Source organism: Sulfitobacter sp. NFXS29, from assembly GCF_040148765.1.
GTDB lineage: Bacteria > Pseudomonadota > Alphaproteobacteria > Rhodobacterales > Rhodobacteraceae > Sulfitobacter.
Map to the genome: position 1 here is coordinate 145,008 of NZ_JAGDED010000008.1, position 22,767 is coordinate 167,774.

A 22,767-nucleotide genomic window follows, 5' to 3' on the forward strand; every position below is an offset into this window, starting at 1 on the left:
TTGCAAAGCATATGAACCGCGCAGACTCTCGTGGTGGGGCCGCAAGGATGAATGCCCCGCCTATGAAATGCGCCTTGATATAAATATAGGAGTGCACATGCCGCTATATGAGCATGTTATGATTGCGCGTCAGGACCTGTCCAACACGCAAGCAGAAGGCCTCATCGAACACTTTGGCACCGTCCTCGCGGACAACGACGGCAAGCTCGTCGACAGCGAGTACTGGGGCGTCAAAACGATGGCCTACAAGATCAACAAAAACCGCAAGGGCCACTATGCCTTCCTGCGTTCGGACGCACCTGCGACCGCCGTGCAGGAAATGGAACGCCTGATGCGCCTGCATGATGACGTGATGCGCGTTCTGACCATCAAAGTTGATGAGCACAAAGAACTGCCGTCCGTACAGATGCAAAAGCGTGACGAGCGTTCCGAACGCCGCGAACGCCGTTGATCAACGCTTGAAGAAAAGGACTTAAATCATGGCTGCAAAACCATTTTTCCGTCGTCGTAAAGTGTGCCCTTTCTCGGGCGACAACGCACCTGCGATCGACTACAAGGACACACGTCTGCTGCAACGCTACATCTCTGAGCGTGGCAAGATCGTTCCTTCCCGTATCACCGCCGTATCGGCCAAGAAACAACGCGAACTGGCCCGTGCCATCAAACGCGCTCGTTTCCTCGCCCTGCTGCCCTACGCCGTTAAGTAAGGAGAGAGCACATGCAAGTTATCCTTCTGGAACGTGTGGCCAAACTGGGCCAGATGGGCGAAGTCGTGGACGTAAAGCCCGGCTATGCTCGCAACTACCTGCTGCCGCAGGGCAAGGCGCTGTCGGCCTCCAGGGCCAACGTCGAAGCCTTTGAGGGCCAAAAAGCCCAGCTCGAAGCACAGAACCTCGAAACCAAAAAAGAAGCCGAGCAATTCGCCGAGAAGCTGAACGGTCAGCAGTTCGTCGTGATTCGCTCCGCTTCCGACGCCGGTGCGCTTTATGGCTCCGTCACCACCCGTGACGCCGCCGATGCCGCAACCGCCGAAGGGTTCACCGTCGACCGCAAGCAGGTCGTTCTGGGCAACCCGATTAAGGAACTGGGCGTGCATGACGTGCGCATCATCCTGCACCCCGAAGTCGATGCCACAATCGAGCTGAACGTCGCACGTTCGCCCGAAGAGGCCGAGCTTCAGGCGTCGGGCAAATCGATTCAGGAACTGGCCGCCGAAGAGGAAGCCGCAGCTGAATTCGAGATCTCCGAACTCTTCGACGACATCGGCTCTGCCGCTGACGAAGACGGCGACTCGGACGTGGTGCGCACCCCTGAGGGCGACGCGCAGGACGACAGCAACAGCTGATCCGACCTGTCCGATCTGACATGAAACGCCGCGCGGCTTTCCGCGCGGCGTTTTTTTATGCGCAGGCCCGTGTGACAGCCCTCCTGCACCTGTGGCGCGAAATCCTGTAAAAACAGAGCATTCTGTGCTATGCTCCCTCCATTCAGCATGGAGGATGACACATGCGTTACATTACCATCACCACTTGGGAGATCGCCGACGGGGCGGATTATGACGTGGCTCTGCGCGCCATCGAAGAAAAGCGCCTGCCCGCCCTCAAGAGCTTTGGCGCCAGCCGCGTTACTGTGGTCCGCACCTCTGAGCGCACCAGTGCCGCAATCACCGAATGGCCCGACAAAGCCACGCGCGACGCTGCCGAACTCAAGATCGACGAGGTCCGCCGCTCGGTAAAGCGCGAAGATCAGACCCGCATGACCGGTGAAATGAAAGGCGAAATCGTCGCTGACGTCTAAGCGTGGCGGAAAGCCGCGCTTTGCGCCCCAACCGCTGGGCAAGGGGCCGCGTATGTTTTGCCGACACGCTTGCTCGAAAGGCCCGCAGCGGTGATCTTCGCGCCGATATAACAAGCCTCGGTGCATCATGCCTCAGACAACACGCCGCATGTTTCTCTCTTTCATCGCCGCCAGCACGATTACCGCGTGCAGCGCTGCGCCCGAAGTCTCCCCCACGCCCCCGCAGCGCCCGGCCCTGCCCCTGCACCCGAATGAGACGCCCGACCTGCGGCGCAAGATCAACCACTGGGCCGACTTCTACGATCTGCCGCGCCCTCTGGTTCATCGTCTGGCCATCCGCGAAAGCACCCATAACCCGCGCGCCCGCAACGGCCCATATTATGGCCTGCTGCAAATCCTGCCCGCCACCGCCCGCTCCATGGGGTTCCAAGGCAGCGCGTCTGACCTTTTGGACGCAGATACCAATCTGAAATACGCCCTGAAATACCTGCGCGGCGCTTGGCTTTTGTCCGACGGAGACCACGGCACCGCCATCAAATGGTACGCGCGCGGCTATTATTACGAAGCCAAGAAACGCGGCATGTTGGTGGAAACCGGCCTGAGGGACGGGTGATTAATTTTTAGGCTTGCGCGGCCTCTCGCTTCGCCGCAGGTAGATGTTAATCACGTTAAGAAGGAACGCCGCATGACCCTCCGCCTCAACCGCCGTCACTTTCTCGCCGGCTCTGCCGGTCTGCTGGCCCTTCACCCCTTCTCTCTCCGTGCTGCCGCCAATCAAGCGCACTTGCGCCTGATGGAGACGACGGACCTGCATGTGCATGTCTTTCCCTATGACTATTACGCCGACAAAGAGGTCGACACCGTCGGGCTCTCCCGCACCGCCAGCATCGTCAAATCGATCCGCGCCGAGGCGACCAATACACTGATGCTCGACAACGGCGACTTCCTGCAGGGCAACCCGATGGGCGACTACATCGCCTATGAGCGCGGCATGAAAGAAGGCGACATGCATCCGGTGATCCAAGCAATGAACACGCTTGGCTTTGACGCCTCAACCTTGGGCAATCATGAATTCAACTACGGGCTTGATTTCTTGATGAAATCCCTCGCCGGGGCCGACTTCCCGGTGGTCAGCGCCAATGTCGTCAAAAAGGTCGGCGCCAAGCCCAGTGACGATGACACGCTGGTCAAACCCTATGTCCTGCTGGACCGAATGTTGACCGACGGCGCGGGAGAGGCCCATCCGATCAAGATCGGCATCATCGGCTTTGTCCCGCCGCAGATCATGGCATGGGACCGCCGCCATCTCGAAGGCAAAGTGCAGGCGCGCGACATCCTAGAGACCGCCCGCGCTTGGGTGCCGCAGATGAAAGAGGCGGGCGCCGATATCATCATCGCGCTGTCGCATTCAGGCATCGGAGCGGCCAAGGAAGAAGACATGATGGAGAACGCTTCGGTCCCCCTCGCCGCCGTTGAGGGGATCGACGCCATCATGACCGGACACAGCCACCTCGTCTTCCCCTCGGGCACCTATGCGAACTATCCGGGCGTGGACGTGAGCGAAGGTACGATCCACGGCAAGCCCGCCACCATGGGCGGCTTCTGGGGCAGCCATCTGGGCCTTATCGACCTGATGTTGGAGCGCGACGCGGGCGGTTGGCGCATCGCCAGCCACAGCGCCGAGGCGCGGGCCATTTCGCAGCGCAACGAAGACCGCTCGGTCATGGCGCTGGTGGAAAGCGATGCAGAGGTTCTGGCCTCGGTTCAGCAAGACCATGACGAAACGCTCGCCTATGTTCGCCGCGCCGTGGGCAAGACCGATGCCAACCTGCACAGCTATTTCGCGCTGGTGGCCGATGATCCTTCGGTGCAGGTCGTTTCAAACGCGCAGCGCTGGTACATCGCCCAGATGCTCAAAGGGACCGAGCACGAAGGGCTACCGATCCTGTCTGCCGCCGCCCCCTTCAAGGCCGGTGGCCGGGGCGGGCCAGAGTATTACACCGATGTGCCCAAGGGCGATGTGGCGATCAAGAATGTCGCTGACCTTTACCTTTATCCCAACACCGCCCGCGCCGTGCGCGTCACCGGTGCTCAGGTGAAGGATTGGCTTGAGCGGTCCGCGGGCATGTTCAACCAGATCACCCCCGGCGAGGCCAACCAACCGCTGCTGAACCCAGAGTTCCCCAGCTACAACTTCGATGTGATCGACGGGGTAACCTATCAGATCGACCTCAGCCAGCCGTCCAAATTCGGCCCCAAGGGGACCGTGGCGAACCCTAAGGCGAGCCGGATCGTGAACCTTGAGTTCGAAGGGCAACCAATTGATCCCAATGCCGAATTCATCATCGCCACCAACAACTACCGCGCCAGCGGTGGCGGCGCATTCCCCGGCGCGAAGGGCGATACCATCGTCTTTGAAGGGCCCGACACCAACCGCGACGTGATCGTGCGCTATATCGTCGAAAAAGGCACCATCAGCCCCCGCGCCGATGGCAACTGGCGCTTTGCCCCGATGGAGGGCACCAGCGTGATGTTCGAAACCGGACCGAAGGCCGCGGATTACGTGGATGAGGTGACCGGCGTGGTGATGGAGCAGGTCGGCGATACGGAAAACGGCTTCGCCCAGTTCCGGATTATGCTCTGAAATAAATGGCGGGCGTCGATCTGCCCGCCAATCTTACCGACTCGCCAAGCGTATCATTTAATTAAGTCGCTGTGCCGCCGAACATCAATTAAATGGCATTCTAGCAAACCAAGCTTCTTGCGCAGCGCATAAACTCCTGCCGGATCTGTGCCCTTCAACCTCGCCCCATAGCGTTTGCAAGCCGAGATTGCATCAGAAATAGCTGTTTCCTTGTAACTCCGTCCCCATCGACCGATATGGAATGAGCCATTGACGACAAATGCCGCAAACTTTCGCGGATAGCTACGGGTTTTGGGCAAATAGGTCTCTTCCAAATAAGCCTGTTGTTCGCCGGAAAGACCCTTAGCACTTTGCGCATTGACTGGTAGCGATGCCGCAGTAGCAATCGCATAGATTTCGCAATCGTCTGTTTTACCCATGATGTTGCATTTTCCGACAGTCAGCGCCTGCACTTGCTTAAGATCGTTGTAGCCGCGATAGAAATCCCATCGTCCGGTACTTTGACTGACGGCGAAGGCACCGAAATGTTGGCTTTTCCTCGCGAATTTTCGAAAGCCTGCAGCCTGACTTTGAGTTAACTCCGCATTGCTCAAGACTAATGTTCTCGAAGACTGTCCGAACATCACTATTTCGGCATGTGCGCCATTTCCTAATGAAGCAACTACCACTGATACTGCAGCGATACTCTTAAATCTGATGATCATACGATAAAGTTACTCCCCTCAATAGAAACTTACTAAGGCATAAAACTAGAGGAAGAAAACTAAAAAGGCGCCCAGAACTGGGCGCCTTCTTCAAAGCATTTTACATCCGCTTAATCGGTTTATTCGTCTTCCAGTTCCTCAACAGCCTTCTGCAGCTCTTCTTTCGAGATTTCTTTCTCGGTCACTTTGGCCTGTTCGACCACGTGATCGACAACCTTGTCTTCAAAGATCGGCGCGCGCATCTGCTGCTGCATCTGCTGGTTTTGCTGAACGAATTCAAAGAACTGACGTTCTTGACCCGGGTACTGACGCGCCTGGTTCATGATCGCTTGGGTCATCTCGGCGTCGGTCACCTGAACGTCGGCCTTCTGGCCCAGTTCGGCCAGCAGCAGGCCAAGACGCACACGGCGTTCGGCCAGTGTTTTGTGCTCGTCTGAGGGCTCGATCTCGGGGTGATCGTGGCCTTCTACGTCAGGGTTTTCCTCGTGCCACAGCTGGTGTGCGATCTGCTTGGCTTCGGCGTCAACCAGCGAGGGCGGCAGGTCAAAGCTGACCTCTTTGTCCAGCGCGTCCAACAGGTTACGCTTCATTACGGCGCGCGAGGCACCGGCATATTCCGCTTCCAGACGCTCGGCGATCTGACCTTTCAGCGCGTCGAGGTCCTCGGCACCGAATTTCTTGGCCATCTCGTCGTTCACTTCAGCGGCAACGGGCTCTTTCACTTCTTTGACGGTGCAAGCGAAGGTCGCTTCCTTACCGGCAAGATGCTCGGCCTGATACTCTTCGGGGAAGTTCACGACGACCGACTTTTCTTCGCCCGCCTTCACACCAACCAGCTGCTCTTCGAAGCCGGGGATGAAAGAGTTGGAACCCAGAACCAGCGGGTAATCTTCGGCAGCGCCACCTTCGAATTCTTCACCGTCGACGGAGCCTTTGAAGTCGATCACAACCTGATCGCCATCTTCCGCTTTGGCACCCTCTTCGCGGGCTTTGAAGTCTTGTGCGGTTTCGGCAAGGCTTGCCAGCGCTTCTTCGACGGCGGCGTCGTCGGCCTTGACCACCATCTTTTCCAGTTCGATCTTGCTCAGATCAACCTCGGGAATTTCGGGCAGCTTTTCGTAGGACATGGAGACTTCGACATCGTCGCCTTCTTTCCAGTCCTCATTGGTCATTTTGACCTCGGGCTGCATCGCGGGGCGGTCGCCGGATGTCTCAAAATGCTCTGCCATGGCGCCATCGATGCTTTCCTGCATCGCTTCGCCCATGATCCGCTGACCGAACTGCTTTTTCAACAGCGCCATGGGAACCTTGCCCTTGCGGAAGCCCTTCATCTCGACTTCGGGCTGCGCTTCGGCCAGCTTTTCGTTGACCTTGGCTTCGAGTTCGGCGGCGGTCACGGTGATGTTGTAACCGCGTTTCAGACCTTCGTTCAGCGTCTCGTTGACCTGCATGTGTGCTCCATAGGGTAAGGCCGCGCGGCGGGGGCGCGGGCGAAAATTTGTGCCCTTCTATGGGGGTTGAACCGCCTGCGCAAGGGGGTCCGCGGCCCATCGCACCACATCCGCAGAAAACGCCCCCGCCCCCACGGCGCAACCCGCCCAGACCTCAGACCAAGAGCACCGCAATATAGCCCGCATAGGCCAGCGCAAAGACCGCCCCCTGACCGCGCGTCACGCGCCCGCCAAAGGCTGCGCAGGCGATCAGCGCCACGCTGGCCCCTAGCATCACCCAGATGTCGAGCGTGGCGATCTGAGTGGCCACTTTGACCGGCTGGATCACTGCAGTGACCCCCAGCACGCCGAGGATGTTAAAGATATTGGAGCCGACCACATTGCCCAAAGCCACATCGCTCTGCCCGCGCCGGGCGGCAATGACCGATGTGACCAATTCCGGCATCGAGGTCCCCACCGCCACGATGGTCAACCCGATCACCGCCTCAGAGAGCCCCACGGCCTGCGCCAAGGCGACCGATCCCGTGACCAAAAACCGTGCCGAGACGATGGTCAGAACCAACCCACCCAATAACCACAATGACGCCAGCCCGATCCGTGCCTGATCCGGTAAAGGCTCCGCCGCCTGCTGGCTGTTTCGATCGCTGCGAAAGGTATAAATCAGATACGTCGCCAACCCCGCGAGAGCCAAGATCCCCGCCAGCCGGTCGATGCGGCCCAGCATCACGAGGCCCAGACAAAGCAAGCTTGCCGCCAACATCACCGTCCCGTCGCGCGCAAAGCTACGCCGCGCGATGGCAATCGGCGCGATCAGTGCGGCAAGGCCGAGAATCAGCAGAATATTCGCGATGTTCGACCCGACGACGTTGCCAAGCGCGATGTCCGGTGCCCCCAGCAAAGCCGCCTGAACCGAGGTCACCAATTCAGGCGCCGAGGTGCCAAACCCCACGACCGTCAGACCGATCACCAGTGGCGATAGCCCAACTCGCTGCGCCAGCGCAACCGCGCCGCGCACCAGATACTCTCCACCGAGCACGAGCCCCAGCAAACCGCCAAGGACAAACAAAATGTTCACGAGAAAAACTCACCAGCCTCAGACCATCGGGCGTCGCGGAGACCGCGCAGACGCCCGATGCAAATGGGCACGGGTGACAGGCATTCAAGGCCGTGCGGAAAATTCAGTTCCACTGCGGCCGGGCGCTCACATACCCAAGGCTTCTTTGTACATTTCCATCACCGCTTCTTCTTCGGCGATGTCGTCCTTGTCACGCTTGCGCAGGGCGATCACCTTGCGCAGTACTTTGGTGTCGTAACCGCGCGATTTCGCTTCGGACATCACCTCTTTTTGCTGCTCGGCGAGGTCTTTCTTTTCGGCGTCCAAACGCTCGATCCGCTCGACGAACTGGCGCAGCTCATTGGCGGTGACCCGGTAGGTCGCATCGCCTTGGGATTCGACGACATCGGGGTTGGTGCTGGTATCGCTCATGAAAAGTCCTCACGGAATGGCTGGCTCTGGCGGGTGTGACTACAGGCTGGATGCCCAGCCCGCAAGCGGGACTTGCCCCGCTTGGCGGTTTGGCGTAGCTCTGCCGCCATGGAAAGCGCAAACACATCAATTTTCGATCTCATGGTCTGGGGCGGCGCGGGTCTGTCCCTTCTGGGCTTGCTCGGTCTTGGCTGGTGCATCATCAAAGTCAGCCGTGCCAAACGCGCGCAGCTTGACGATGAGGCGATGCGCGTTGTGTTGCGCAATGTGGTGCCGCTGAACATGGGCGCGCTGTTTCTATCCGTCATCGGCCTGATGATGGTGATTTTAGGCATCTCTCTGAGCTGATCGGGGGGCTGATCGGCGGGCGGTCGCGGCGGGTCTTCGCCGTCTCTGGACAGGACCGCTGCATCTGCTTAAATCGACGCATGGATATTCGCCAAATCACCCCCCGCTATTTCGTCGCCCCGCAGATCGAGCCCGGTGACATGGAAAGCCTGCGCGCCCAAGGCATCACCCGCATCCTGTGCAACCGCCCCGATGCGGAAGTGCCGCCCAGCCTCCAAGCCGCCGCCATGCGCGACGCGGCCGAGGCGGCGGGCATCGCCTTTGCCGAGCAACCGCTGACCCATCAGACCATGACCCCCGATGTCATCGCCAACAACCGCGCCCTTGGGGTCGAGACAGATGACACCGTGCTGGCCTATTGCGCCTCTGGCACCCGTTCGACCATCGCTTGGGCCTTGGGTCAGGCCGGTGAGATGGACAGCGACGCGATCATCGAAGCGGCGCGTCAGGGGGGCTATGACCTTGAAAACATGCGCTCGATGCTGGGCCAGAGCTACAGCTAAGACCGCGTATCGGCCCCGAGCACGGGGTCGACCGCTGGGCCGACCACTGGGCCGGTGTCTTTTGCAGGCGGCGCCAGAACGCTCTGCGGCAATTGCACCCGGAAGGCCGTGCCGGGCACATTCCCCAAAAAGCTGATCTCGCCGCCCAAGCGGCACATGATCTCGCGACAGATGGCAAGGCCAAGCCCCGCGCCATCGCCCTCTCCGGTGATGCGCGAAAACTTCTCGAAAATCAGCGCTTCTGAGCCTGCGTCGATCCCGTGGCCGTTGTCGACGAAATCGATCACCAAGCCCTGCGCCGTGACCTGTGCCGAGATCACCAGTTGCGGCTGATCGGCAGCGCAGTATTTGCGCGCATTGGTAACAAGGTTGATGAACACCTGCACCAGCCGGTCGAGATCGCTCGTCAGGGTGATATCCTCAGCCTGCGGATCGCGCAGCACTTTAAGCGGGCGCGTGGCCCCGGCCTGCGCCGTGGTCACCGCCAGATCGAGCAGGTCGCGCAGGTTGCCCTCCCGCTGGTTCAGCGTCACCTGCCCGTTCTCCAGCACAGACAAGTCCAGCAGATCGTCCAAGAGCCGCGTCAGGCGGATCGTCTCGCTGTGGATGATCGTGGCGTAACGATTCTTATCCGCGTCTGTGAGGCCCGGCGCGTCGCGCAGAATCTCCGAAAACGACCGGATCGACGTCATCGGCGTGCGCAATTCATGGCTGATCTGGCTCAGAAAACTGTCCTTTTGCAGCGACAATTGAGTGAGCTTTTCATTCGCCGCGCGCAGCTGCGCCGCCGTTTCGGTCAACTCCCGCGATTTGGTTTCAAGCTGGCTGGAATACTCCAACATCTGCGCGGATTCGTCGGCCACAGCGAGCAGGTCCTGCACCGAAACAGACGCCCCGCCGACGATCTGCGCCACCATCGCATGGGCCGTCGCCGCCCCGACCGAAGCCGCCAACTCCCGCTCCAACGCCTGCACGAATCGCGGCGTGGGTTCCGGCAACCGCTGCCCCTGCCCCTGCCGCTCGGCTTCGCGGGTGAAAAACGCCTGCGCCTCCCGCGCGCCCAAAATCCGCTGCGCCATGATCATCAGGTCTTCGCTGCCTGCCACGGAGGCCGTCCACCCCCGGGCCGGGCCGGAATGGTCAAAGACATTTACAAATTGCGCACCCTGAAGCCGCTCCAACGGCGCGGGGAAACTGAAAAGTGAGACGACCACAAAAACCAGCGTGTTAAGCGAAAGGCTCCAGACCACCGCATGCACGGTCGGGTCAATCCCGGCGATGCCAAACAGCGCCTCGGGGCGCAGCCATGCCAGCCCCCAAAGCCCGCGCTCCAAGGTCGCGCTCGACAATGCCACATCAGCGCCGAAACTGGGCAGCAGCATGGTAAAGACCCACAGCGCAAAGCCCGTGCCCAGCCCACAAAGCGCCCCGGCCCGCGTGGCACCGCGCCAAAGAACACCGCCCAGCATCGCGGGCAAAAACTGCGCCACCCCGCCGAAAGAGATCGTGCCAATCGCCGCCAGCGCCCCGCTGCCGCCCGAGGCGCGGTAGTAAAGATAGCCCAAGCCGACCACGCAAAAGATCGACAGCCGCCGCGCGAGGATCACGATATTGCGCACGTCGCCCGATTGCGTCGCCCCATCGCGCCGAAGGGCCAGCCAGATCGGCATGACGATATGGTTGCTCACCATCGTCGACAGCGCCAGCGTGGCGACGATCACCATCGAGGTGGCTGACGAAAACCCGCCCAAGAATGATAGCATCGCCAGCCCATTCTGGCCTTGGCTGAGCGGTAGGCTGAGGACAAATAGATCGGGGTTTGACCCTTCGGGCATCAGGTCCAGCCCCACCACCGCGATCGGCACGACAAAGAGGCTCATCAACATCAGGTAAAGCGGGAAAGCCCAACTGGCGATCTGCAACTGCCGCTCGTCGTCGTTTTCCACCACCATAACCTGAAACATGCGTGGCAGACACAAAAGCGCAGCCCCTGAAAGCACGGTCAGCGCGGCCCAGCGGCTGCCCTGCACCTCCCATTGGCCGATGTCCGACGCATCAATCTTCGCGAGCGTCTCGCTCAAGCCCCCGGCGAGCCCCCAAATGACGTAGATACCGACCGCCACCAGCGCCAGCAGCTTCACAACGGCCTCAACGGCGATGGCGATGACAACGCCGTGGTGCCGCTCATTCACATTTAGGTTCCGGGTGCCGAAGAGGACGGTAAACAGCGTCAGGCCCGCCGCCACCCAAAGGGCGGCCTGCCCGCGGTTAATCACATCGCCCCCAGCCTCAGCCAGCGGCACATCGGGCGCGGCGAAAATCGAAAGCGACAGGATAACCGATTGCAATTGCAGCGCGATATAGGGTGTTACGCCGATCACGGCCATGATCGTTACCACGATCGCCAACGTGTTAGATTTGCCGTAGCGCGACGAAATCAGGTCAGCGATTGAGGTCACGCGGTGGCTCCGCCCGATCCGCACCAGCCGTCGCAAGCCCCACCACCAGCCGATCATCACCAGCGACGGACCGAGGTAGATCGTCACATACTCCAACCCTGAGCGCGCGGCGTATCCCACCGCGCCGTAGAAGGTCCAAGCCGTGCAATAGATCGACAGCGACAGCGTATAGACCAACGGCGAGCGCAGCAGCCAGCCGCCCTGCCCGCGCAGGGCCGCGCGTTCGGCGGCGAAGGCCACAATGAACAGCCCGGCGACATACATCAGGCAAACCGCGACCAACTGGTTGAGCGACACCATCAGCGCGGCCCGTCTTTGGTATCGGCACCCCCGTCCGACGCCACATCGCGCGTGCGCCGCCAGAGTGCCCATGTCGCCAAAATCAGCAACGCCCAAACCCCGAAGAGATAGCGCAGTGCCACGCTCATCGCGATTGTCGGCGCGGTGGGTTCGGGGGTGGCGTCAGGCAGGATCTCTGGCACGGGCCACAGCAACGGCACCATCCACAGCATCAACCCCAGAAACGGCAGCAACCGCACCGCATCCATCATGCGCCGCTGGCGGTAGCCGCGTTTTTCCAAAAAGATCGGAGGGCGTGGCATGGTGGGTTAACTGGCGATCAGGTCGCGCACCGCGTCCAGCATCTCTGAGTTCGAAAACGGCTTGGTCATAAAGCGGCTGACCCCGGCCTTCTCGGCCATGGCGCGATCCCGACTTTGGCCGCGCGCGGTCAGCATCAGCACCGGCAATTCCCCCATCGCCGGGTCGCCGCGCAGCTCATCGAGTATTTCAAACCCGCTTTTGCCCGGCAGCATGACATCCAGCATCACCAAATCGGGCGATGCCTTGCGGATCACCTCTACCGCGCCCGATCCATTGGCCAGCGTCTCCACCCGCCAGCCCTCTTGGCCCAACAAAAAGCGGATGGCCTCGGCGATATTCACCTCGTCCTCCACCAGAACTACGAGTTTGCTCATCGGCAAAAAGTCTCCCCCCTCGGTGTGCGACCGCCCCGTCTTGTTGCGGGGTCTCGCGCACCGGGGCGAGCATGCATCGGTTTGGCAGCCCTGTCAAAAACTGCCTGAGCGTCTGTTAGATTCCGTCGCGCAGGATCGACGGCTCACGCCGCGCGCGGCATCCCTCCACCGGACAAATGCGGCAGGTTGCGCCCACGAGCTGCGCGGGGGCCGCCCCTGATGGCACCGGCAAAAGCAACATGACCGATTGGCTCAAGGGCGGCGTGTTATAGGAGGCGGCGGCTTGAACCTCGCAGGTCGCAATCGCTTCGAATTGCGCCTGCCCCCGGCCCATCTGCATAACGCGGGATTTCACCACCAGCCCCGGCTGGCCTTGCACCGCAAAAAGCGGCCAAAGCGGGCAACAGGCCCCAAAGCGCGGCACGGTGAACCCTTCGATCGACTTGGCAAAGGTCACGCTGCCCGAGCGGTCACAGACCACCAGCCCCGCGCCCAGATCGGGCAAAGACGCCAAGCGCCGCAGCACCCGGCCCATCGGCTGGTCCAATCTGCGTGCCAATTCGGCGGGGTCATGGCCCGTCTCTTCGACGGTCCGCTCCAGACGCGCCAAGGGCAACGCCGCCGCATCCCGGGCGATCTGCTGCAATACCCCCGTCGCGATATGCTGCGCGGCCTTGGTCTTGAGCGCATCGGCCTGCGCCACAAGCGCCGCGATTGCCTCTTGCGGGGCGCGGGCCTGCTCCAACGGGTCAAAACGGTAGTTATGCGCGGCGAGGAATGCCTCAACCTCCGCCTGCGGGGAATGGGCCACCTCACGGGTCTCGGCGGCATTGTCGAAATAGGTGACCAGCGCCTGCGCGCTGTCGGACAGGCGGCGGCTGTCTTGGTGGATATTCGTATGAAACCTGTCGCGCCATTCGGGTTGCAGACTGTCCGTCTCTGCCAAAATAGAGGCGGTCGAGCGGATGGCGGCAGCGGTACTCAACAATTCATGCATCGACGTGGCAAGCTGCGGGTCATGGGCCAAACGGTCTGATAGCGCCTCGACGGTCTGCTCTAGGGCGGCGATGCGACGCTGGCTGCTGGCGAGCACCTTGGCCCAGCCCGGAAACCGCCCGGCAAATTCATCCGCCCTATCACTCTCTGGCCCCGTAAGCGCTGCATCCTCTGCCGCTTCGCGCAGGGTGGCGATCAGCGCGGCTTCGGCCCCTTCAGTCAACGCCTGCGGCTCGACACCAAGTGCATGGGCGATATTGAGCAACAGTTTCCCGCCGATTCTGCGCCGGTTGTGTTCAATGAGGTTCAGATAGCTGGCCGAGATCCCGCTTTGTTGTGCCAGTTCGGCCTGTTTCAGCCCCGCCATCACGCGCCGCTCGCGGATGCGGCTGCCGGTCAGCCCCTCACGCATGGGACCGCGCCGCGCGATAATTCATGCGTTGTTTCAAGGTCTTTCTGCGGCGCAACATCATATTCTTTACAAAACTCCCTGGACGGTTGCGAATATATTTACAAAAAAATCGTTTCGATCAAGCGCCTTATTGATCGGTTTTCAGTTTCCGCGCCATAGTTTCTTTGCACTATTGCGTGTTGTGGCATCGGGGGGAGGTTCCGCTGCCGCGACTTACAAAAATGGGAGGACTTCATGTCGTTTACGAAACTGACACGCCGCGGGCTGATCCAGACCGGCGCGGTCGCCGGTGCAGGGTTGGCGCTGCCGACCTATCTGCGCGCCGAGGCGCACGCGGGCTTTACCAATGCCCCCACGGGCAGCACGGTCACGCTGGGCTTTAACGTGCCCCAGACCGGCCCCTATGCCGAAGAAGGGCTGGACGAGTTGCGCGCCCAAGAGCTTGCGGTCGAGCACCTTAATGGCGGGGGCGACGGCGGCATGATGAACACCTTCAGCTCCAAGGCGCTGAAAGGGAACGGCATTCTGGGCAAGAAGGTCGAATATGTCACCGGCGACACCCAGACCAAATCCGACGCCGCCCGCGCATCCGCCAAGGCGATGATCGAAAAAGACGGCGCCGTGATGATCAACGGCGGCTCGTCCTCGGGCGTGGCCGTGGCTGTGCAGGGTCTCTGCCAAGAAGCGGGCGTGATCTTCATGGCCGGCCTGACGCACTCGAACGACACGACCGGGAAAGACAAGAAAGCCAATGGCTTCCGCCACTTCTTTAACGGTTACATGTCCGCCGCCGCCCTCGCACCGGTGCTGAAAAACGCTTACGGCGAAGACCGCCGGGCGTACCACCTGACAGCCGACTACACATGGGGTTGGACCCAGCAGGAATCCATCGCCGCCGCGACCGAAGCGATGGGCTGGGAGACTGTGAACAACGTGCTGACGCCGCTGGCGAGCACGGATTTCAGCTCCTACATCGCGCCGGTTTTGAACTCCGGTGCCGATGTGCTGGTGCTGAACCACTACGGCGGAAACATGGTGAACTCGCTCACCAACGCGGTGCAGTTCGGCTTGCTGGACAAAGAAGTGAACGGCAAGAAATTCGAGATCGTTGTGCCGCTTTATTCCGAGCTTATGGCCGCAGGTGCCGGGGCCAACGTGCAGGGCGTTATCGGCTCGATGAACTGGAACTGGCAGCTGCAGGATGAAGGCTCCAAAGCCTTTGTGAAATCCTTTGGTGAGAAATATGGCCGTCCGCCCTCCAACTCCGCGCACACCTGCTACGTGCAGACGCTGCTCTATGCGGATGCGGTGGAACGCGCGGGCACCTTCAACCCCTGCGGTGTAGTGGAAGCGCTCGAAGATTTCGAGTTCGACGGTCTGGGCAACGGTCCGGTGCTCTACCGTGGCGATGACCACCAGTGTTTCAAAGACGTGCTGGTCATGAAGGGCAAAGAAAACCCGACCAACGAATATGACACGCTGGAGATCGTCGAGGTCACCCCGCGTGCACAGGTCGAATACGCCCCGGATCACCCCATGTTCGCCGGTGGCGAATTGGGCAAGTGCAACCCGGGCGCCTGATCCACTGAACCTTTGGGGGCGCATCGGCCTTGCGCCGCGCGCCCCCTTTTCTCACCACATGGGGCGCGCCCTCATGTGAACGCATCCCTTACAGGTGGGGTCCATGGACGCTGTTCTTCTGCAAATACTTAACGGGCTCGACAAGGGCTCGGCCTATGCGCTGATTGCGCTTGGGCTCACATTGATCTTTGGCACGCTTGGCGTGGTTAACTTTGCCCATGGGGCGCTGTTCATGATCGGGGCCTTCTGCTCGGTCACGCTGCAACGGTTGCTCACGCTGAGTTTTGAGACTGTCAGCGAGACCCAGAAGGATTTTCTGGGAAATCCGCTGAAGGTTAAAACCCCCTATGTCGAAAACTGGTTCGGTCCCGAGATGGGGCAGGCCATTATCGACTGGTCGGTGCCGCTGGCGATCCTCTTTGCGATCCCGGTGATGCTGCTGATCGGCTTCATCATGGAACGCGGGCTGATTAAGCATTTCTACAAACGTCCCCATGCAGATCAGATCCTTGTGACCTTCGGCCTCGCCATCGTGCTGCAGGAAGTGGTCAAGTATTTCTACGGTGCCAACCCGATCCCCACGCCTGCGCCGGAAGTATTCAAAGGCAGCTTTGACTTTGCGCCGCTCTTGGGGTTGGACACCTCACTGGCCTACCCCTACTGGCGTCTGGTCTATTTCGGCTTTTCCACGGTCATCATCGCTGCGGTCTTTGCCTTCCTGCAATTCACCACCTTCGGCATGGTCGTCCGCGCCGGCATGGCGGACCGTGAGACCGTGGGCCTTCTGGGCATCGACATCGACCGCCGCTTTACCATCATGTTCGGCATCGCCGCCGCCGTGGCGGGGCTTGCGGGCGTGATGTATGCGCCGATCAACTCACCCAATTACCATATGGGCATGGACTTTCTGGTGCTGAGCTTCGTCGTCGTCGTGGTCGGCGGCATGGGCTCTCTGCCCGGCGCGGTGCTGGCTGGGTTCCTGCTTGGGATCCTCGAAAGCCTTGCGTCCATGAATGAAATCAAAAGCATCATCTACGGTATCGACCAGATCATCATCTACGTCGTTGCCATCGTGATCCTGCTGGTCCGCCCGCGTGGTCTGATGGGTCGCCGCGGCGTGATGGAGGAATAAGACATGTTCGGACTGGAAAAACGCGATACGCTTCTCTTGGGGGTTGTGATCGTTCTCACGCTCTTTGCCCCCTTCATCCTCAACCCCTTTCCGGCGGATTCGGGCCTTGCTCAATTCAACGCGGGCTACCCTGACCTGATGCAACGCTTTGTGATCTTTGGCATCTTTGCCATCGGGTTTAACATCCTCTTTGGGCTGACCGGCTATCTCTCCTTTGGTCACGCGGCCTTTCTGGGGGTCGGTTCCTACTCTGCCGTCTGGATGTTCAAACTGCTCAGCTACAATGTCGTGCCCGCGTTGGTGCTGGCGGTGATTATGGCAGGGCTGTTCTCGGCGCTCATCGGCTTTATCAGCCTGCGGCGGTCGGGCATCTACTTCTCGATCCTGACGCTGGCCTTCGCGCAGATGTCGTTCAACCTCGCCTATTCGGTGCTGACACCGATCACCAATGGCGAGACGGGACTGCAGATCTACAACTCCGATCCGCAGTATCTTCAGTCTGTCGATGCACCGTCATTCCCCAACCTCTTTGGCGCGGCGATGAACTCTTCGACGACGCTGTTCTTCGGCGGATGGACCTTTACCTTTTCCGTTGGCTACTACTTCTGCGCGATCTTCCTGATCCTCGCCTTCTATCTGGCGATCCGCATCTTCCGTTCGCCCTTTGGCATGATGCTGCGGGCGGTGAAGTCGAACCAGCAGCGGATGAACTACACGGGCCTGAACACAAGACCCTATACGCTGGCGGCATTTGTGATCTCTGGCATGTATGCCGGGCTGGCCGGTGGTCTACTGGCTGCGATGGACCCGCTTGCCGGGGCCGAGCGGATGCAGTGGACAGCCTCAGGTGAAGTGGTGCTGATGACCATCCTCGGCGGCGCGGGCACCTTGATCGGGCCGGTGCTGGGCGCAGGCTTCATCAAGTACTTTGAGAACATCTTTGCCAAGATCAACGACAACGTGCTGCACGGCTGGTTTGCCTTCATGCCCGACGGGATCGAAGACGCGATGGTTGCGATCATTCACCCCTTCGTCGGCAAAGGCTGGCACCTCACGCTGGGCCTGCTGTTCATGCTGGTCGTGATCTTCCTGCCCGGTGGGCTGGTCGAAGGTGGCCAACGTCTGGGCCGCGTCTTCCGCCGCCGGGACAAGAACGCAGGCTCGGTCGAGGCCGACGCCGCCCAACGCCGCAGCAAAGCCGCAGAATAGGAGAGACATCATGTCCATTCTCGAAGTCAAAAATGTCGGCAAGCGCTTTGGCGGGTTGCAGGCGCTGAGCGATGTGAACCTGAGCGTGGCAGAGAACTCTGTCCATGCGATCATCGGCCCTAATGGGGCGGGCAAATCCACCCTGCTGAACTGTCTGGTGGGCAAGCTTATCCCCGATACCGGCTCGGTCATGTTCGACGGGCAATCGGTGCTGGGGCGCAAACCCTATGAGATCAACCAGATGGGCATCAGCCGCGTGTTCCAAACGCCTGAAATCTTTGGCGATCTCACAGTGATGGAGAACATGCTGATCCCCTGCCTTGCCAAACGGGACGGGGCATTCCAGCTCAACGGTTGGTCGCGCGTCGTGGGCCAGCGAGATGTGATCGACAAGGCCGAGGAAATGCTGCGCGACATGAATATGATCGACAAGCGGCACATGCATGCGGCGTCCCTCTCGCGGGGGGACAAACGGCGGCTGGAGATCGCGATGTGCCTCGCCCAAGACCCGCGCCTGCTGCTGCTGGACGAACCTACTGCGGGGATGGCGCGGGCCGATACCAACAATACGATCGACCTGCTGAAACAGATCAAGGACGAGCGCGACATCACCATCGCGATCATTGAACACGACATGCATGTGGTCTTTTCGCTGGCCGAGCGGATCACTGTGCTGGCCCAAGGCACGCCGCTTGTCGAAGACACGCCCGACCGGATCAAGGGCCACCCCAAGGTCCGCGAAGCCTATTTGGGCGAGAGCCAAGACGCCGCCTGATCCTCTCCTCTTGCCGCACATCCAGGACAGTATATGACCACGCAAACCCTAGACAAAAACGCCAACCACGCCCAAACCGCCCCGGCCTTCCTCTCGGTCTGGGACATTCACGCCTATTACGGCGAGAGCTATATCGTGCAAGGGGTGAGCTTTAACGTCCACGAAGGCGAAATTCTCGCGCTGCTGGGCCGCAACGGGGCGGGCAAAACCTCGACCCTGCGGGCCATCTCAAGGGTCAGCGACCCGGAACTCAAGCGCGGCGAGATTTGGCTCGATCATCAACCGCTGCACAATATGGCCAGCCACCAAGCCTCGGCTGCGGGGCTGGCGCTGGTGCCCGAAGATCGGCGCATCATCTCTGGCCTCACGGTCGAAGAGAACCTCAAGCTGGCCCAGATCGCCCCGCCCATCGGCTGGTCACTCGACCGGCTCTATGACCTCTTCCCGCGCCTACGTGAGCGGCGGAACCAAGAGGGGGTGACCCTTTCGGGCGGGGAACAACAGATGCTCGCCATCGCCCGCGCCTTGGCCCGCGACATCAAAGTGCTGCTGCTGGATGAACCTTACGAAGGTCTCGCCCCGGTGATCGTGGATGAGATCGAAAAGACGCTGGGGCTGATCAAGGCGCAGGGCATCACCACCATTCTGGTTGAGCAGAACGCCGTGCGCGCCCTGAAACTGGCCGACCGTGCGGTGATCCTTGATACCGGCGGCGTGGTCTTTGACGGCACCGCGGCAGAGGTGTTGGACAATGCGGAACTGCGGGCGGAATACCTTGCGATCTGACCCAAGGTGACCTTGACCCGGTGCGCAAAGAGGTGGCGCGGCCTCATTCTTGCGCCCCAGGGGCCATTGCGCGGCAAAAAACCGATCCTACCCCCTAGACAACAGTTGGCTTTTCATGGCTTTGCCCATGCCCTATAAGCGAGCCAATCAATCGCGCAGCGACGGGCTGTTGGCCTGTCGAAATCTTCGAGGATCCAATGACAAAAAACACCCATGACAGTGACGTGGCCTTCATCAAGGCCCTCGCCGAGCTGCTGAACGAAAACGACCTGACAGAGCTTCAGGTGAAACGCGACTATGCCGAGGATGACAGCCTGAACGTGCGTGTCAGCCGTAAGCCGCCGCAGCAGGTCATGGCCGCCCCCCAGCAGCAGTACCAAGCCGCCCCCGCGCCTGCCGCTGCACCGGCCCCCGCCGCTGCTGCCTCCGCAGCCGCCACCCCAGCCGCGGACACCGATCCGGCCGATCACCCCGGTGCTGTGACATCGCCGATGGTCGGCACCGTCTACCTGCAAGGTGAGCCGGGCGCGCCTGCGTTCATCTCCGTGGGCGTTTCTGTTTCCGAAGGCGACACGCTGCTCATCGTCGAGGCGATGAAAACCATGAACCACATCCCCGCGCCCCGCGCCGGCACCGTCAAGCGCATCCTCGTCGGCGACGGCGATGCCGTTGAATTCGGCGCCCCGCTGGTGATCCTGGAATAAGGGCCGGACATGTTCAGCAAAATCCTAGTCGCCAACCGGGGAGAGATCGCGCTGCGCGTCATCCGCGCGGCCCGCGAGATGGGCATCCAGACTGTCGCGGTGCATTCCACTGCCGACAGCGACGCGATGCATGTGCGCATGGCCGACGAATCCGTCTGCATCGGCCCGCCCTCCTCGACCCAATCCTACCTCTCGATCCCCGCGATCATCGCGGCCTGTGAAATCACCGGGGCCGAAGCGATTCACCCCGGCTATGGTTTCCTGTCGGAAAACGCCGGCTTTGTGCAGGTGATCGAAGACCACGGTCTGACCTTCATCGGCCCCACCGCCGAACACATCCGCGTCATGGGGGACAAGATCACCGCCAAGGACACGATGAAAAAGCTCGGCGTGCCTTGCGTTCCCGGCTCGGATGGCGGCGTCGCCTCGCTGGAAGACGCCAAGCGTTTGGGCGATGAAATCGGCTATCCGGTCATCATCAAGGCCACGGCAGGCGGCGGCGGCAAGGGCATGAAAGTCGCCCAAACCGCCAAAGACATGGAAAAAGCCTTCCAGACAGCGCGGGCCGAGGGAAAATCGAACTTCGGCAATGACGAAGTCTATATCGAGAAATACCTGACCACGCCGCGCCACATCGAGATTCAGGTCTTTGGCGATGGCAAGGGCAACGCAGTCCATCTTGGCGAGCGCGACTGCTCGCTGCAACGCCGCCACCAGAAGGTTTTCGAAGAGGCCCCCGGCCCCTCGATCACCGAAGAAGAACGCGCGCGGATCGGTAAGGTCTGTGCGGATGCTGTGGCGAACATCAACTACATCGGCGCGGGCACGATCGAATTCCTCTACGAGAATGGCGAGTTCTATTTCATCGAAATGAACACCCGCCTTCAGGTGGAACATCCGGTGACCGAGGCGATCTTTGGCGTCGATCTGGTGCGCGAACAGATTCGCGTTGCCGAAGGGCTGCCGATGTCCTTTTCCCAAGACGACCTGACCATCAATGGCCATGCCATTGAGGTCCGCATCAACGCCGAGAAACTGCCGAACTTCGCGCCCTGCCCGGGCAAGATCACGCAGTATCACGCCCCCGGCGGGCTTGGCGTGCGGATGGATTCGGCGCTTTATGACGGCTATTCGATCCCGCCCTATTACGACAGCCTCATCGGTAAGCTGATTGTGCATGGCCGCGACCGCCCCGAAGCGCTGGCGCGTCTCGGGCGGGCCTTGGGCGAGCTGATCGTCGACGGTGTCGATACCACTGTGCCGCTGTTCCACGCGCTGCTGGCCGAAGAAGACGTGCAGTCGGGCGGCTACAACATCCACTGGCTTGAGCATTGGCTGGAAACCAACCTCGGCAACGCCTGACGTCTGATGTCGGAGCTTACGCCCGAGATCCTGCTCCACGGCTATTCCATCGGGATATTCCCCATGGCCGAACACCGCGACGACCCAGAAATTTTTTGGGTCGATCCGCGGCGTCGGGGGGTCATGCCGCTCAATAGTTTTCACATCTCGCGCTCGCTCGCCCGCGCGATGCGGCGCAGCAGTTTTCACCACACGATCAACCGTGATTTCGATGGTGTCGTCGCCGGTTGCGCTGACCGCAAAGACACATGGATCAACGCCGAGATCACCGCCCTCTACACCGCGCTGCACCGCGCAGGCCACGCCCATTCGCTTGAGGTTTGGGATGGCACAGCACTGGTGGGCGGGGTCTATGGCGTAACGCTGGGCCGTGCGTTTTTCGGCGAAAGCATGTTCTCCCGCCGGACCAACGCCTCAAAAATGGCGCTGGCGGCGCTGGTGGATCGGCTGCGCCATGCTGGTTTTACCCTCTTTGACACGCAGTTTCTGACCGATCACCTCGCCTCTCTCGGGGGGCAAGAGATCAGCCGCGCGGAATATCACGCGCAGCTTGATGTGGCCAAACGCGGCACTGCACGGTTCGACGCAGGGGGATTAGTCAGTTTTCAGGACGTGCTGCAGCGCATGACCCAGATGTCATAGCGAAAATGCTCCAGCGCGTGCAGCGCCGGGGCCGAGGCGATCATCCAGCCAGAAAAAAGCGCGCCATCGCTGCCCTCTTCGGTAATCTCAAGCGCGGCATAGGCATTGGCCGCCGGATCGCCCGCCGGATAGCGGCAATCGACCATGGAGATCTGCAAATTGCCCAAGGAGAGGCTGTCGCCCTTGGCAATCTCCAGATCGATCGTATCGCCGGAAATCTTGTCCAAAGCGCGCAAAACGCCACCCGTGGCACTGGCGACCTCTGCGCCTTCTTGTGCATGCAGCGGCGCGGCCAGCAAAAGCGCGGCCAAGAGAAGCTTTTTCATTCATCCACCCGGATTGCGTGAAACTTGGGGCCGCACCTCAGGCGCGGCCAACCGATCATTCAGGCTGCCAGGCCTCATAGTCCTTACGCTCGACAGGTTCGGCGCGGCGCAGCGACCCGGCGGGCGCATAGGCCATCGCGGTGCCGGTGCGATTCTCGACATGCGCCTTTTCCCACGGCTTGTGGATCAGCGGCTTGTCGGTCGGCGGCTCGTCCCATGTGCGGTGCAGCCAGCCATGCCAATCGGGGCTCACGCGGCTGGCCTCGGCCTCACCGTTGAAAATGACCCAGCGTTTGCTGTCATCGGCGTTGCGGTAATAGATATTGCCCTGCGCGTCTTCGCCCACCTTGCTGCCCTTGCGCCAAGTGAAAAGCTGGGTGTTCAGCGTCTGGCCGTTCCACCAAGTGACGCCGCGCAGAAGTGAATTGAGAATGCCCATCGAGGTCTCCGTTCCTGTTGTCCGTTATATGCAC

26 protein-coding genes are annotated in these 22,767 nt (G+C 60.8%); 16 read left to right on the forward strand and 10 right to left on the reverse strand.

Features of this window, described 5'->3' with window-relative positions:
- Positions 1-97: 97 nt before the first annotated feature.
- The 6 genes from rpsF (at position 98) to J3456_RS13745 (ending at position 4,441) form a co-directional block, all read left to right on the forward strand.
- The gene (gene rpsF, locus J3456_RS13720; protein WP_067626662.1) at positions 98-451 is read left to right on the forward strand and encodes a 30S ribosomal protein S6; all 354 of its coding nucleotides are present in this window, start codon (positions 98-100) and stop codon (positions 449-451) included.
- A gap of 28 nt (positions 452-479) precedes the next feature.
- On the forward strand, positions 480-707 hold the full coding sequence (rpsR, locus tag J3456_RS13725) for a 30S ribosomal protein S18 (protein WP_005852865.1): 228 nt from the start codon (positions 480-482) through the stop codon (positions 705-707).
- A gap of 11 nt (positions 708-718) precedes the next feature.
- A complete protein-coding gene (gene rplI / locus J3456_RS13730; RefSeq protein ID WP_349580712.1) occupies positions 719-1,345 on the forward strand; it encodes a 50S ribosomal protein L9 in 627 nt (208 codons plus the stop codon).
- A gap of 161 nt (positions 1,346-1,506) precedes the next feature.
- Positions 1,507-1,797, forward strand: a complete 291-nt coding sequence (locus J3456_RS13735; RefSeq protein ID WP_067626666.1) for a hypothetical protein — start codon at positions 1,507-1,509, stop codon at positions 1,795-1,797.
- A gap of 127 nt (positions 1,798-1,924) precedes the next feature.
- Positions 1,925-2,410 (forward strand): lytic transglycosylase domain-containing protein, encoded by a 486-nt coding sequence (locus J3456_RS13740; RefSeq protein ID WP_259949736.1) that lies wholly within the window; start codon positions 1,925-1,927, stop codon positions 2,408-2,410.
- 72 nt (positions 2,411-2,482) lie between these two features.
- The gene (locus J3456_RS13745) at positions 2,483-4,441 is read left to right on the forward strand and encodes a bifunctional 2',3'-cyclic-nucleotide 2'-phosphodiesterase/3'-nucleotidase (protein ID WP_349580713.1); all 1,959 of its coding nucleotides are present in this window, start codon (positions 2,483-2,485) and stop codon (positions 4,439-4,441) included.
- A 53-nt stretch (positions 4,442-4,494) separates the two neighbouring features.
- On the opposite strand, the gene J3456_RS13750 is transcribed toward J3456_RS13745, so the two are convergent.
- From J3456_RS13750 to J3456_RS13765, 4 genes are all read right to left on the reverse strand, one after another.
- The gene (locus J3456_RS13750; RefSeq protein WP_349580714.1) at positions 4,495-5,145 is read right to left on the reverse strand and encodes a hypothetical protein; all 651 of its coding nucleotides are present in this window, start codon (positions 5,143-5,145) and stop codon (positions 4,495-4,497) included.
- Positions 5,146-5,264: 119 nt separating this feature from the next.
- Entirely contained in the window at positions 5,265-6,596 is a 1,332-nt protein-coding gene (gene tig / locus J3456_RS13755) for a trigger factor (RefSeq protein WP_349580715.1), read from the reverse strand.
- Between the two features lie 154 nt (positions 6,597-6,750).
- On the reverse strand, positions 6,751-7,671 hold the full coding sequence (locus J3456_RS13760) for a calcium/sodium antiporter (protein ID WP_349580716.1): 921 nt from the start codon (positions 7,669-7,671) through the stop codon (positions 6,751-6,753).
- Positions 7,672-7,797: 126 nt separating this feature from the next.
- Positions 7,798-8,082, reverse strand: coding sequence for a DUF2312 domain-containing protein (locus J3456_RS13765; RefSeq protein WP_067938722.1), 285 nt, complete (start codon positions 8,080-8,082; stop codon positions 7,798-7,800).
- Positions 8,083-8,190: 108 nt separating this feature from the next.
- On the opposite strand from J3456_RS13765, the gene J3456_RS13770 reads away from it, so the two are divergent.
- Both J3456_RS13770 and J3456_RS13775 read left to right on the forward strand, forming a co-directional pair.
- On the forward strand, positions 8,191-8,430 hold the full coding sequence (locus J3456_RS13770; RefSeq protein ID WP_349580717.1) for a hypothetical protein: 240 nt from the start codon (positions 8,191-8,193) through the stop codon (positions 8,428-8,430).
- Positions 8,431-8,510: 80 nt separating this feature from the next.
- On the forward strand, positions 8,511-8,933 hold the full coding sequence (locus J3456_RS13775) for a protein tyrosine phosphatase family protein (protein ID WP_349580718.1): 423 nt from the start codon (positions 8,511-8,513) through the stop codon (positions 8,931-8,933).
- On the opposite strand, the gene J3456_RS13780 is transcribed toward J3456_RS13775, so the two are convergent.
- The 4 genes from J3456_RS13780 to J3456_RS13795 all read right to left on the reverse strand — a co-directional run bounded on the left by J3456_RS13780 (position 8,930) and on the right by J3456_RS13795 (position 13,777).
- Positions 8,930-11,692 (reverse strand): ATP-binding protein, encoded by a 2,763-nt coding sequence (locus tag J3456_RS13780; protein ID WP_349580719.1) that lies wholly within the window; start codon positions 11,690-11,692, stop codon positions 8,930-8,932. The genes J3456_RS13775 and J3456_RS13780 overlap by 4 nt on opposite strands.
- Positions 11,692-11,994: a hypothetical protein gene (locus J3456_RS13785; RefSeq protein WP_349580720.1), complete on the reverse strand. Its 303-nt coding sequence runs from the start codon at positions 11,992-11,994 to the stop codon at positions 11,692-11,694. The genes J3456_RS13780 and J3456_RS13785 overlap by 1 nt, the downstream gene beginning before the upstream one ends.
- 6 nt (positions 11,995-12,000) lie before the next feature.
- Positions 12,001-12,369 (reverse strand): response regulator transcription factor, encoded by a 369-nt coding sequence (locus J3456_RS13790; protein WP_067628389.1) that lies wholly within the window; start codon positions 12,367-12,369, stop codon positions 12,001-12,003.
- Between the two features lie 115 nt (positions 12,370-12,484).
- Complete coding sequence (locus tag J3456_RS13795) at positions 12,485-13,777, reverse strand: helix-turn-helix domain-containing protein (protein ID WP_349580721.1); 1,293 nt, start codon at positions 13,775-13,777, stop codon at positions 12,485-12,487.
- A 234-nt stretch (positions 13,778-14,011) separates the two neighbouring features.
- Between J3456_RS13795 and J3456_RS13800 the strand changes: the two genes are divergently transcribed.
- From J3456_RS13800 to aat, 8 genes are all read left to right on the forward strand, one after another.
- Positions 14,012-15,358, forward strand: coding sequence for a substrate-binding protein (locus J3456_RS13800; RefSeq protein ID WP_067628327.1), 1,347 nt, complete (start codon positions 14,012-14,014; stop codon positions 15,356-15,358).
- Positions 15,359-15,461: 103 nt separating this feature from the next.
- Positions 15,462-16,490, forward strand: a complete 1,029-nt coding sequence (locus tag J3456_RS13805; RefSeq protein ID WP_349580722.1) for a branched-chain amino acid ABC transporter permease — start codon at positions 15,462-15,464, stop codon at positions 16,488-16,490.
- Positions 16,491-16,493: 3 nt separating this feature from the next.
- On the forward strand, positions 16,494-17,699 hold the full coding sequence (locus tag J3456_RS13810) for a branched-chain amino acid ABC transporter permease (RefSeq protein ID WP_349580723.1): 1,206 nt from the start codon (positions 16,494-16,496) through the stop codon (positions 17,697-17,699).
- Between the two features lie 10 nt (positions 17,700-17,709).
- Complete coding sequence (locus J3456_RS13815; protein ID WP_349580724.1) at positions 17,710-18,474, forward strand: ABC transporter ATP-binding protein; 765 nt, start codon at positions 17,710-17,712, stop codon at positions 18,472-18,474.
- A gap of 33 nt (positions 18,475-18,507) precedes the next feature.
- On the forward strand, positions 18,508-19,260 hold the full coding sequence (locus tag J3456_RS13820) for an ABC transporter ATP-binding protein (RefSeq protein ID WP_349580725.1): 753 nt from the start codon (positions 18,508-18,510) through the stop codon (positions 19,258-19,260).
- Positions 19,261-19,457: 197 nt separating this feature from the next.
- Complete coding sequence (accB, locus tag J3456_RS13825; protein ID WP_349580726.1) at positions 19,458-19,964, forward strand: acetyl-CoA carboxylase biotin carboxyl carrier protein; 507 nt, start codon at positions 19,458-19,460, stop codon at positions 19,962-19,964.
- 9 nt (positions 19,965-19,973) lie between these two features.
- The gene (gene accC / locus J3456_RS13830) at positions 19,974-21,326 is read left to right on the forward strand and encodes an acetyl-CoA carboxylase biotin carboxylase subunit (RefSeq protein ID WP_349580727.1); all 1,353 of its coding nucleotides are present in this window, start codon (positions 19,974-19,976) and stop codon (positions 21,324-21,326) included.
- Between the two features lie 6 nt (positions 21,327-21,332).
- On the forward strand, positions 21,333-21,968 hold the full coding sequence (gene aat / locus J3456_RS13835) for a leucyl/phenylalanyl-tRNA--protein transferase (protein WP_349580728.1): 636 nt from the start codon (positions 21,333-21,335) through the stop codon (positions 21,966-21,968).
- Here the strand turns inward: aat and J3456_RS13840 are convergent.
- Together J3456_RS13840 and J3456_RS13845 are read right to left on the reverse strand one after the other, a co-directional pair.
- Entirely contained in the window at positions 21,932-22,294 is a 363-nt protein-coding gene (locus tag J3456_RS13840; protein WP_349580729.1) for a DUF2155 domain-containing protein, read from the reverse strand. The two genes, aat and J3456_RS13840, sit on opposite strands and share 37 nt — an antisense overlap.
- Positions 22,295-22,349: 55 nt before the next feature.
- Positions 22,350-22,733 carry an NADH:ubiquinone oxidoreductase subunit NDUFA12 gene (locus tag J3456_RS13845; RefSeq protein WP_067628344.1) on the reverse strand — a complete coding sequence of 128 codons (384 nt, stop codon included), beginning with the start codon at positions 22,731-22,733 and terminating at the stop codon, positions 22,350-22,352.
- Between the last annotated feature and the right edge of the window lie 34 nt (positions 22,734-22,767).

What these genes read in the sequence shown, in the direction of transcription:
- J3456_RS13805 (WP_349580722.1), top strand. Translation starts at nt 15,462, where the DNA reads ATGGACGCTGTTCTTCTGCAAATACTTAACGGGCTCGACAAGGGCTCG.
- J3456_RS13770 (WP_349580717.1), top strand. Translation starts at nt 8,191, where the DNA reads ATGGAAAGCGCAAACACATCAATTTTCGATCTCATGGTCTGGGGCGGC.
- rpsF (WP_067626662.1), top strand. Translation starts at nt 98, where the DNA reads ATGCCGCTATATGAGCATGTTATGATTGCGCGTCAGGACCTGTCCAAC.
- tig (WP_349580715.1), bottom strand. Translation starts at nt 6,596, where the DNA reads ATGCAGGTCAACGAGACGCTGAACGAAGGTCTGAAACGCGGTTACAAC.
- J3456_RS13820 (WP_349580725.1), top strand. Translation starts at nt 18,508, where the DNA reads ATGACCACGCAAACCCTAGACAAAAACGCCAACCACGCCCAAACCGCC.
- J3456_RS13795 (WP_349580721.1), bottom strand. Translation starts at nt 13,777, where the DNA reads ATGCGTGAGGGGCTGACCGGCAGCCGCATCCGCGAGCGGCGCGTGATG.
- J3456_RS13840 (WP_349580729.1), bottom strand. Translation starts at nt 22,294, where the DNA reads ATGAAAAAGCTTCTCTTGGCCGCGCTTTTGCTGGCCGCGCCGCTGCAT.
- J3456_RS13800 (WP_067628327.1), top strand. Translation starts at nt 14,012, where the DNA reads ATGTCGTTTACGAAACTGACACGCCGCGGGCTGATCCAGACCGGCGCG.
- J3456_RS13745 (WP_349580713.1), top strand. Translation starts at nt 2,483, where the DNA reads ATGACCCTCCGCCTCAACCGCCGTCACTTTCTCGCCGGCTCTGCCGGT.
- J3456_RS13775 (WP_349580718.1), top strand. Translation starts at nt 8,511, where the DNA reads ATGGATATTCGCCAAATCACCCCCCGCTATTTCGTCGCCCCGCAGATC.
- J3456_RS13735 (WP_067626666.1), top strand. Translation starts at nt 1,507, where the DNA reads ATGCGTTACATTACCATCACCACTTGGGAGATCGCCGACGGGGCGGAT.
- J3456_RS13790 (WP_067628389.1), bottom strand. Translation starts at nt 12,369, where the DNA reads ATGAGCAAACTCGTAGTTCTGGTGGAGGACGAGGTGAATATCGCCGAG.
- J3456_RS13740 (WP_259949736.1), top strand. Translation starts at nt 1,925, where the DNA reads ATGCCTCAGACAACACGCCGCATGTTTCTCTCTTTCATCGCCGCCAGC.
- J3456_RS13780 (WP_349580719.1), bottom strand. Translation starts at nt 11,692, where the DNA reads ATGGTGTCGCTCAACCAGTTGGTCGCGGTTTGCCTGATGTATGTCGCC.
- J3456_RS13845 (WP_067628344.1), bottom strand. Translation starts at nt 22,733, where the DNA reads ATGGGCATTCTCAATTCACTTCTGCGCGGCGTCACTTGGTGGAACGGC.
- J3456_RS13810 (WP_349580723.1), top strand. Translation starts at nt 16,494, where the DNA reads ATGTTCGGACTGGAAAAACGCGATACGCTTCTCTTGGGGGTTGTGATC.
- rpsR (WP_005852865.1), top strand. Translation starts at nt 480, where the DNA reads ATGGCTGCAAAACCATTTTTCCGTCGTCGTAAAGTGTGCCCTTTCTCG.
- rplI (WP_349580712.1), top strand. Translation starts at nt 719, where the DNA reads ATGCAAGTTATCCTTCTGGAACGTGTGGCCAAACTGGGCCAGATGGGC.
- J3456_RS13785 (WP_349580720.1), bottom strand. Translation starts at nt 11,994, where the DNA reads ATGCCACGCCCTCCGATCTTTTTGGAAAAACGCGGCTACCGCCAGCGG.
- aat (WP_349580728.1), top strand. Translation starts at nt 21,333, where the DNA reads ATGTCGGAGCTTACGCCCGAGATCCTGCTCCACGGCTATTCCATCGGG.
- J3456_RS13750 (WP_349580714.1), bottom strand. Translation starts at nt 5,145, where the DNA reads ATGATCATCAGATTTAAGAGTATCGCTGCAGTATCAGTGGTAGTTGCT.
- accC (WP_349580727.1), top strand. Translation starts at nt 19,974, where the DNA reads ATGTTCAGCAAAATCCTAGTCGCCAACCGGGGAGAGATCGCGCTGCGC.
- J3456_RS13765 (WP_067938722.1), bottom strand. Translation starts at nt 8,082, where the DNA reads ATGAGCGATACCAGCACCAACCCCGATGTCGTCGAATCCCAAGGCGAT.
- accB (WP_349580726.1), top strand. Translation starts at nt 19,458, where the DNA reads ATGACAAAAAACACCCATGACAGTGACGTGGCCTTCATCAAGGCCCTC.
- J3456_RS13815 (WP_349580724.1), top strand. Translation starts at nt 17,710, where the DNA reads ATGTCCATTCTCGAAGTCAAAAATGTCGGCAAGCGCTTTGGCGGGTTG.